This is a genomic window from Anabaena sp. UHCC 0399 (assembly GCF_034931465.1).
Classification (GTDB): Bacteria; Cyanobacteriota; Cyanobacteriia; order Cyanobacteriales; family Nostocaceae; genus Trichormus; species Trichormus minutissimus.
In genome coordinates this window covers 1-9,181 of record NZ_JAYGGZ010000096.1, presented here as the reverse complement: position 1 = coordinate 9,181, position 9,181 = coordinate 1, and the positions used below count along the sequence as shown (strand labels likewise).

Sequence of the window (9,181 nt, the reverse complement as noted above, 5' to 3'; positions counted from 1 at the left end):
GCTTTTAAACCTATTTTTTCAGAATTTGTCAGAAATCTGGGTGTATGTCCTGGGTTGTTAGTAACAAAAATTCATATCAACCAGCAATATTATTCGTATTTTCCCGCGTTTTTTGGGGAATCCTGAATTTAGGAAGCGGTGACTAACCTCTTCAACTATCCCGTAAATTTTAAAGAATAATTATGTCTAGACGCAATTTGCCCAAAGGCCGTACCGCTAGTTCAGTCGCTTTAGAACCAGAAGTTGCGATCGCAATTATTGGATTGTTTTCCGCAGCTGCTGACGGTGAAGGTATTTCTTCAGTAGAAGAATATGCTTTGAGTGAATTTCTTGGTAATGTTAGCTTGTTTGAAGATTACTCTGATGAAGACTTTGAAGCATTAAGCGAAAAAGTTGTCAGCTTAATTGAAGAAGAAGAACCAGAAAATTTAATCGCCCAAGCGATCGAATCCTTACCCAATAGAAATTATCGAGAAACTGCGTATATCACCGCTATCTTAGTCGTAGGCATTGATGAAGAAGTACCTGAGACTGAACAAGATTACATCTCTGAACTTCAGGAAACCTTAAAAATTTCCGATGAGCGAGCGCAAGAACTTATAGATACTGTGTTTGGGGAAGAGGAAGAGGAGGAAGAGGAGGAAGAGGACGAGGAATAATTCCCCTGATGGATTAAGGGGAAACGGGAAATCTCTTTCCCTCCCATTTCCCAATACTGCCCCCTACCTTGTCATAACGACAATTTTTAACGCAAACCTACTTATACAAGGGGATTGGGGTACTTAAATCCTTTTGCTGTTGATAACGTTGTTTAAATAGTTGTTGCTGTTTTTTATGATCCACAATGGGTTCAGGATAGCCAACAGCGTGACGTTCTAAAGGTGTAATCTTACCTGTCACCAAATATTCCGTATCTATAGACCGCAATTCAGGCAACCACTGGCGGATATACTCAGCATCGGCATCGAATTTTTGGGACTGACTAGCTGGGTTAAAAATCCGCACGGGTTTGGGATCCATACCGCTAGAAGCACTCCATTGCCAACCGCCATTATTAGCAGATAAATCACCGTCAATTAATTTCTGCATGAAGTATTTTTCACCCCAATGGGGATTAATTAACAAGTCTTTAGTGAGGAAACTAGCCACAATCATCCGACAACGGTTGTGCATCCAGCCAATTTCATTTAACTGGCGCATGGCTGCATCTACGATGGGGTAGCCGGTTCTTCCCTCACACCAAGCTTGAAAATGTGCCGTGTTACTTTCCCAGGGGAAAGTTTTAAACGCATCACGGTAAGCACCCTCAGCTAGTTCCGGGAAGTTATACATAGCGTGTTGATAAAATTCTCGCCAAGCTAGTTCTTGTTGCCAAGTGCGGATACTTGCGATCGCTTCTTCGCTGTTGTAATTTTCTAATGCTGCTATTGTGGCTTGCCAAACGGTGCGAATACCGATCGCACCAAATTTTAAAGCTGCACTCAGTTGTGATGTCCCATCAATGGCGGGGAAATTACGCTGTTCTTGGTATTCTGTAATAGCTTTGGCGGTAAATTCCTCTAGTTTTTCTTGTGCGGCTGCTTCTCCTGGGGGAAGTATTAAATCTGCATCCCAAACAAATCCTAACTCTTTAGCTGTAGGTAAGGCGATCGCTCCTGCTTGTTTGGCCAGTTCCTGTTCTGCTTCCGTTAATCCTGCCGCATTTTGTAAGGTTTCTACTGGTTTAGCCTTCGGTTTGCTGTACCAATTTTTCCAGAAGGGTGTGTAAACCGTGTAAGGTGCATTGCTAAGAGAGAAAATTTCCTCTGGTGCGTGCAGAATTTGATCCCAGTTGTGGGTGAGAAATTCTATCCCTTTTGCTTTTAGCGTTTCCATGATAGCGCGATCGCGTGTTTGGGAGTATGGTTCTACATCCCAATTCCAAAACACAGCTTTAGCTTGCAACACCTCAGCCAAATTAGGAATCGCCTGTACAGGATCACCCTGAAGGATTAATAACTGACTTCCCGCCTGTGCGTATCGCTGTTGTAGTGCTTGCAAACAGCCGATCATGTAAGTAACTCTAGCTGGTGCAACATCATCCCGTTGGAGAATATTAGGGTCAAGACAAAAAACACCCACTACGTGAGAACTTCGCTCTCTTGCCAAAGCTAATCCAGTATTATCAGCAATGCGTAAATCACGACGATGCCAAAACAAAATTAAGTCAGACATTTTAGATTTATGTATAGTTCACTCGTACTAGCTTAAACTGTAGTCACATCATTTCAAATCGTCTTCAATTTTGTTTCTAAGCTTAAAACACCTTGGTCTGCATCCAAAGTAGCTATAGCACCCACGGGTAAAGCTGCATTGGGGCTATCATGACCAAAAGGTAAGTCAGAGACAATCGGAATATTTAAACCCCCCAAGCGATCGCGTACAACTTCTTCTACACTAAAACTGGGTATATTGGCAGGCGGTTCACATCTGCTAAAGCTTCCTAAAGCGATACCCTTAACTTTACCTAGAACACCACTTAAACGCCACTGGGTGAGCATTCGATCAATGCGGTATGGTGCTTCGGTGACATCTTCTAAAGCTAAAATTACACCATCTAAATTGGGTAGAAGGGGTGTAGCTAACAAATGGGTTGCTACAGTCAGATTTCCAGGTAATAACAGGCCAGTGACCACACCACCGCCCCAAGGGCAACCCTTGAGATGTTCAAGCGGTCTTCCTTCCACCCAATTGAATAAACGCTCAATTGACCAAGTTGGCTCATCGGCTAAAGTTGTCATTACGGGAGCATGAACCCCAGATATACCTGCGTTGTAAAGACTCCACAACAAAGCCGTAATATCAGAAAAGCCAATTAGCCATTTAGGAGTCGATGAGTTAGTTTCCCAAGACCAATTTTCTAAGATGCGGGTACTACCAAAACCACCTCTAGCGCAGAGGATACCGCGACAATCAGGATCTTGCCAAGCAGTAGCGAGTTGATGACGGCGGTTTTCATCCTTGTCAGCGAGATATCCCCAACTGTAGTGAATATTATCACTCACTTCGACACGATAACCGCGCGATCGCCAAATTTCTATACTTAGCTGCAAAGCCTTAAATTCTCGCAACGCACCACTAGGGGTGATCACTCGTAGTAAATCTCCTGGTCTAAGAGGTGCAGGTAATATTTTCGATTCCATCAATTATAGTTTGGTTGAGCAGATTTCATCGGATTTTACATTTATAAGCTATTTATTCTCAACCTTAAATTTACAAAGCACTATACAGACAAAACCCACCTATGCAGGTAAGAAGAGTGCTGTTAGCGGTAGCGGGGCGTTTAGCCCGTTCCGTTAGCGGTAGCGCGGCGTTTAGCCGGTGCTGAGTTAAAAGACCACCCACTTTCTTGTGAGGTATCAACCTACGCCTGAAAAAAAGATTCCGCCCACGTTCGCGCAGCGTCCCGTAGGGAGAGGAGGGGCTTTTATTAAGTACAGAAGTACCGAATAAGTTTTAATTTACTCAGCACTCATTACTCAGCACTCAGCACTGAGTTAGTGTATCTTCACTCCGTACCCTTGAGAAAGTACCAAGTAACAAAACAGGGTAATATAGCTATGTTCGATTGCAACTTGAATTACTCACAATTATGGTAAAAAGCTATGTAACCAGTGCTTTTGTGCAAGCATTGGGATCTGAAGTATTTGCGGTATTTGGCTGGAGTCAGCGACAAACATATCCAATAATAGCTAAATCTTGGCTGGCAACATTAGAAATCTTTATTTGTGAACATAACTTAGAAGCAGCCTATCAAAAGTTTCAAGTAATTCAATCGACACCAATTTCTCAGTCAATCACTACAGCAGTATTACCCTATAAGCAACCCCTAACTGAATCAAAAGAATTGCTAGTTTTCCTGGGAAAACAAAAACTAACTATTCTGGGTAATGGGTTCAAAAGCTATATTGATCAAGAAAATACATTAGAACTTAATAGCTTTAGTCAAACAAGTCCTCAAGTATTACTAGAATTATTTGCCCAACAAAAATTAGAGGATGATTTATCACAAATTGATAGCTTCAACTCATTTAAATTGCTAGTTGAAAGTTTAGAAAAAATAGGACTAATTTCACCGGAGGTTGGAGCTTTAAATTGGGGTGATTTCAGGAAAACAAATCCTATTTGTCACGTTACAGGCTTCACACGAGGAACTCCAATTGACCGCTACTATCTGCAAAAATTTGTAAGTAAAATTAAGGATCAGGTAGTTGGAAACGTCTTAGAAGTTGGCGGTGTTGCCAAGGATAGAGAATTCTATCAATTTGACCTGGCCTCCACCTATCGGATTATGAATTTAGAATCAGGTTCTGGAATTGATTTAGTAGGCGATGTTCATGATGTTTCGCTGATTGAAACAGAATCTCTAGATGGGGTGGTAATTTTTAATGTATTAGAACATTGTTATTCTCCTTGGATTGCTGTTGAAAATATCTACAAATGGTTAAAACCAGGAGGAAAATGCTTTTGTATGGTTCCTAATGCTCAAAGATTGCACGATCGCCCTGGAGACTACTGGCGACCCTTACCTGATGGTGTAAACTGGCTATTTCGCAACTTTTCCCAACGCCAACTTTCCATCTATGGCAATCCTTTAACTGTAATCGCTAGCTTTCATGGGGTGGCGACTGAAGAACTGACTTCCGAAGAATTAGATGAATTTCATGCTGATTATCCCGTTTCTACTTGTATTGTGGCGACAAAATAAAGACTGAAGTCAAACTAGTTAATTGATGTGCTTTTGACTCAAATACGATATATTTACAAATCAGCAATGCAGTGGCAAAAACACAAACAAACATGAAAATATCGTTCCCTTATACCCCTATGATTTTACATCCATAAACCCTTTTTCACGCTAGCACTTATTATCCATAAGCTCCCATGACTAAAATTTTCTTACGGCCTAACACAATAGATGAAGTAGCCTTCCGTTCTGTTGTTGAAAAAAACGAATATCGAATTCCTGAAAAGCTTCAACCAGAAGATCGGATCATTGACATTGGAGCGCACATAGGATGTTTTTCCTACCTATGCTGGCAACGAGGGGCGCGAAAAATCGAAGCTTTTGAAGCTAATTTAGAAAATGCTGAACTAGCACAAAAAAATCTTGTTTCTACAAATGTGGTAATCCATTCAAAAGCTGTTTGGCGTTCAGACAATAAACAAGAGGCTGAGTTATATCATTCTGGCTATACACAAATGTTACCTGATGGGCCTGATACTGTGGGAATTAACACAGCATCAGGGAATATTTTCGCGTCAATTGGTCAACCCGTAACCGTAGTAGCCCTTGATGATATCATTGGAGATTCAACGGTGAAAATTCTCAAAATCGATTGTGAAGGAAGTGAATTTCCTATACTTCTCACCTCTAAACGCTTACGACAAGTCTGCTGTTTTGTCGGGGAGTATCATCTGATGGACTCCATCCCCAGTGCAGCACAGGTAGAAGGGTTCGAGAAATATACTGTAGGAACGTTGGCAGATTTATTCATTAGTCATCGCTTTAGAGTTGAATTTATCCCCTATCCCGATGCTCGGTTTTCTAATGTCGGAAATTTCTTCGCCTATAATCTTGACTTAGATTAAGTATTTGTAGGGTGTGTTACGTAGCCTAACACACCGACAAGATTGCAGGAGAAAAATTCACATTGTAATTTACCTCCCCCTACGCATATTTCAAAAATAAAATATGAGTTCTATTGAACTGAATATGCTAAAATTTTGAGCGTTTACAGATCATGTAGTTTAAGTATATTCTTATGGCCTTAAGTCAGGTATTTTCTCATATATACAAAGTTAATCTCTGGGAAAGTTCAGAATCTCTTTCAGGCCGCGGCTCTGAAATTTCTATCACTGCAAAAATCCGTGAGTCTTTGCCAATACTATTACAAAATTTAAAGGTGCAGTCTATCGTAGATGCTCCTTGCGGAGATTTTAACTGGATGAGCCAAATTTCTTTAGATGGTATTGATTATGTGGGGCTAGATATTGTTCCTGAAGTTATTGAAAAGGCTCAAAAAAAATCTACTCACTCTCGCATAAACTTTAGAACAGCAGATATTACTAACTCTGATATTCCTAAAGCAGATTTAATAATTTGTCGAGATTGCTTAGTGCATCTATCCTATCAAAATATTTTTCGCATTTTCCACAACTTTCAACGGAGTAAATCAACTTATTTATTAACTACAACTTATCCTAATTTGACGAGTAATCGAGATGTTCCCAGTGGTTGTTGGCGAGCATTAAATCTGGAAAAACCTCCTTTTAACTTTGGTCAACCTCTTTATTTACTTGATGATCCATCCGATGATACAGGTAACACAGATAAATCTCTAGCTTTATGGCGTTTAGAAGACATTATCCTTTCACCTCCCTCTCCTTGGAGTCTTTCTAGTTTAAAAGTTAGTACGATTTCTGGAATCAGGCGATTTATTCCTTCGTTTATGTTGTAGGTTTTGTTTAAAAATACCCAATTTCCAGCCAAAAACCCAGAATTAATTTTAAGAGAAACCTATTACAGCACAACTTAAATTTTTAATTCACGGCGGTACTAGGGGTGTACATTTGTGCGCCCCTAATTTGTGGTCTATTTACTCAGAACTCATTACTTATTTCCAAATTAAATCGAGGCGTTCTTGAGCCTCTTTTAAGCTTTTTTCTGGAGATGCACCTAGAATTGTAGACTCAATGGCACGACCTAGACTATCAGACAGGCGACTGTAGCCAGGAATAATGGGTCTAGCATCTGACACAAATAATTGGTCTACAAAGACTTTCATTACTGGTTTTTGCTTGATGAATTCTTGATAAGCTGGGCTTTGGGCAGATTTCACATTTATCGGTAAAAAACCTGAGCCAATACTCCATTCAGTTTGGAATTCTTCACTGATCAGGTATTCTAAAAACTTCGATGCTGCTTGTTCTTTTTCAGGTGTGGTTTTCATCACAAACATATTACCACTAGCCAGTACGTTGCCAGGACGAATATTGATCGGAATCGGCATGACACCAAAATCCACTTGACTTTTCATGATGAATGTCCAAGGCCCTGTCAACTGCATCGCTACACGACCAGCCAAAAAGTCATCTTCTTCGTATCCCCGTTCTGGTGCAGATAATTTAGTTGAGCCGTCTTTAATTAAATCTTGCCAAAATTGTAAAGCAGCGATCGCATTTGCATTCACCATATGAGGATGGCCATTTTCTAGGACTGTGCCATTACTACTGAACAAAAAAGGCAACCAAGTTGCAACTGTCCATTCTCCTTTACCCAAAGGCATTAATAAACCATACTGGTCGGGACGTTGATCACCATCGCGATCTATGGTAAGTTTTTTAGCAACTTCTCTGAATTCTTGCCAAGTTTTTGGTAATTCGGTAATTCCCGCCGCTTTAAACAAATCTGGTCTATAAAAAACACCAACATTACCAGCCAGCAGTGGTACTGACCAAATGTGACCGTCTAGCTGCATTTCAGCAAAACAATTGGGGAGAATTTCGGATTTGAGGGGTGATTTATCTAGCCATCCTTCTAGAGGTTGAATTGCTCCTAATTCCACCAATTGACCTGTGATTTGGGGATTAAAAAACAACATATCTGGCGGGACATTACCCACAACAGCAGTCAGTATTTTAGGTAACTGTTGGTCTAGTTGACCTGTATAGAGAGATTCTATCTGAATATCAGGATGAGCTTGGTTAAATCGGGCTACTAATTTTTGAAATAAATCCCGATTAACAGGCGGATTAATCGAGTGCCATAAAGTGAGATGTATAACTCCAGTATCTTGGTATGTTGTCGGTTGACAGCCGGATAATACAAGACCAAAACATAAGCAAATAACCAGAATTGAACTCTGCAACAAACTTGTAATTCGCCGAAGATAGGGTATAATTTGGGATAAAATATAAATAGTTTTCATGGTATGTAATTAGCTCAACTAGAGTTTTATTTAGAAAATGATAATCATCTGTCATTGCAAATAATAATAACCCGTGGAAACTATTATTAGTAATTCGTCATAGCCAAAGCCAACATGTTTAATAGCATAGTCATATTTAATAGAAGAAAATGATCACAAATCAAAGCAACTCACTCAAGTTGCTGATGTTATCTACACCAGTAGGTGCGATTGGTTCAGGCGTGGGAGGTGGAGTAGAACTCACTCTGAGTAATATTGCCCAGGAAATGATCCGACGTGGACATACTCTAAAGATAGTAGCTCCTAGTGGCTCAATAGTAAAAAATGTGCCAGTGGTGGAAATTTCTGGCGAAGTCCAAACACCAGCGCAAACGCAGACTCGTGATGAGCCGATTATTTTGCCGCAAAACTCCGTATTGGCGAATATGTGGGACTATGCTCACCAAGTTCAGACAGATTATGATTTAATCGTCAACTTTGCCTATGATTGGCTACCTTTATATCTGACGCCATTTTTTAGCTGTCCCATTGCTCATTTAATCAGCATGGGTTCTTTAACCGATGCAATGGACGGCATACTTGAGCAAGTAGCAACTAAGTTTCCTGGTACGATTGGCGTTCATTCACTCACACAAGCACAGACATTTACCTTTGCAGAAGAATGTCGTTGTTTAGCTAATGGAATGGACTTATCGATTTATCAGTTCTGTGCTGAAATGGGTGATTCCTTGGCTTGGGTGGGTAGAATTGCACCGGAAAAAGCTTTAGAGGATGCAGTAGCAGCAGCAAAAATTACCGGAATTACCCTCAAAATTTTCGGGTTTAAACAAAATGAGCAATATTGGCAAGAAATTTTGCAAAAATACCCCGATGCTCCCATAGAATATGTAGGCTTTCTCCCCACAGAACAACTACAACAGGAATTAGGTAAATGTCGGGCATTATTAGTAACACCGCGTTGGGTAGAAGCCTTTGGTAACGTGGCGATTGAGGCGTTAGCCTGTGGTGTACCAGTGATTGCTTATCGTCGTGGGGGACTCACGGAAATTGTCAAAGATGGTGAAACTGGCTTTTTAGTAGAACCAGATAGCGTTGACGGATTGGTGAATGCGATCGCACAATTAGATAAAATCGATCGCCGTGCTTGTCGTCAACAGGCTGAGGTAGAATATTCTCAAGAAGCAATGGGCGATCGCACTGAGCAGTGGTTT

At 40.6% G+C, this 9,181-nt stretch carries 8 protein-coding genes; 5 read left to right on the top strand and 3 right to left on the bottom strand.

What is annotated here, in order from left to right; translation table 11 throughout:
* The first annotated feature begins 182 nt into the window (after positions 1–182).
* Positions 183–659: a tellurite resistance TerB family protein gene (locus VB693_RS28415; RefSeq protein ID WP_323269189.1), complete on the top strand. Its 477-nt coding sequence runs from the start codon at positions 183–185 to the stop codon at positions 657–659.
* 97 nt (positions 660–756) lie between these two features.
* Here the strand turns inward: VB693_RS28415 and VB693_RS28410 are convergent, their stop codons facing one another.
* Together VB693_RS28410 and VB693_RS28405 are read right to left on the bottom strand one after the other, a co-directional pair.
* The gene (locus VB693_RS28410; RefSeq protein ID WP_323269188.1) at positions 757–2,214 is read right to left on the bottom strand and encodes a deoxyribodipyrimidine photo-lyase, 8-HDF type; all 1,458 of its coding nucleotides are present in this window, start codon (positions 2,212–2,214) and stop codon (positions 757–759) included.
* A 53-nt stretch (positions 2,215–2,267) separates the two neighbouring features.
* Positions 2,268–3,182: an LD-carboxypeptidase gene (locus tag VB693_RS28405; RefSeq protein ID WP_323269187.1), complete on the bottom strand. Its 915-nt coding sequence runs from the start codon at positions 3,180–3,182 to the stop codon at positions 2,268–2,270.
* A gap of 449 nt (positions 3,183–3,631) precedes the next feature.
* Here VB693_RS28405 and VB693_RS28400 point away from each other — a divergent pair, with 449 nt between their 5' ends.
* From VB693_RS28400 to VB693_RS28390, 3 genes are all read left to right on the top strand, one after another.
* Positions 3,632–4,747, top strand: a complete 1,116-nt coding sequence (locus tag VB693_RS28400; RefSeq protein ID WP_323269186.1) for a class I SAM-dependent methyltransferase — start codon at positions 3,632–3,634, stop codon at positions 4,745–4,747.
* A 176-nt stretch (positions 4,748–4,923) separates the two neighbouring features.
* Positions 4,924–5,631, top strand: a complete 708-nt coding sequence (locus tag VB693_RS28395) for an FkbM family methyltransferase (RefSeq protein ID WP_323269185.1) — start codon at positions 4,924–4,926, stop codon at positions 5,629–5,631.
* A gap of 173 nt (positions 5,632–5,804) precedes the next feature.
* Complete coding sequence (locus VB693_RS28390; protein WP_323269184.1) at positions 5,805–6,500, top strand: class I SAM-dependent methyltransferase; 696 nt, start codon at positions 5,805–5,807, stop codon at positions 6,498–6,500.
* A 156-nt stretch (positions 6,501–6,656) separates the two neighbouring features.
* Here VB693_RS28390 and VB693_RS28385 read toward each other — a convergent pair whose 3' ends face one another.
* Positions 6,657–7,970, bottom strand: a complete 1,314-nt coding sequence (locus tag VB693_RS28385; protein ID WP_323269183.1) for an ABC transporter substrate-binding protein — start codon at positions 7,968–7,970, stop codon at positions 6,657–6,659.
* Positions 7,971–8,119: 149 nt separating this feature from the next.
* On the opposite strand from VB693_RS28385, the gene VB693_RS28380 reads away from it, so the two are divergent.
* Positions 8,120–9,181: glycosyltransferase family 4 protein (locus tag VB693_RS28380; protein WP_323269182.1), on the top strand; the 1,062-nt coding region annotated here is incomplete at its 3' end.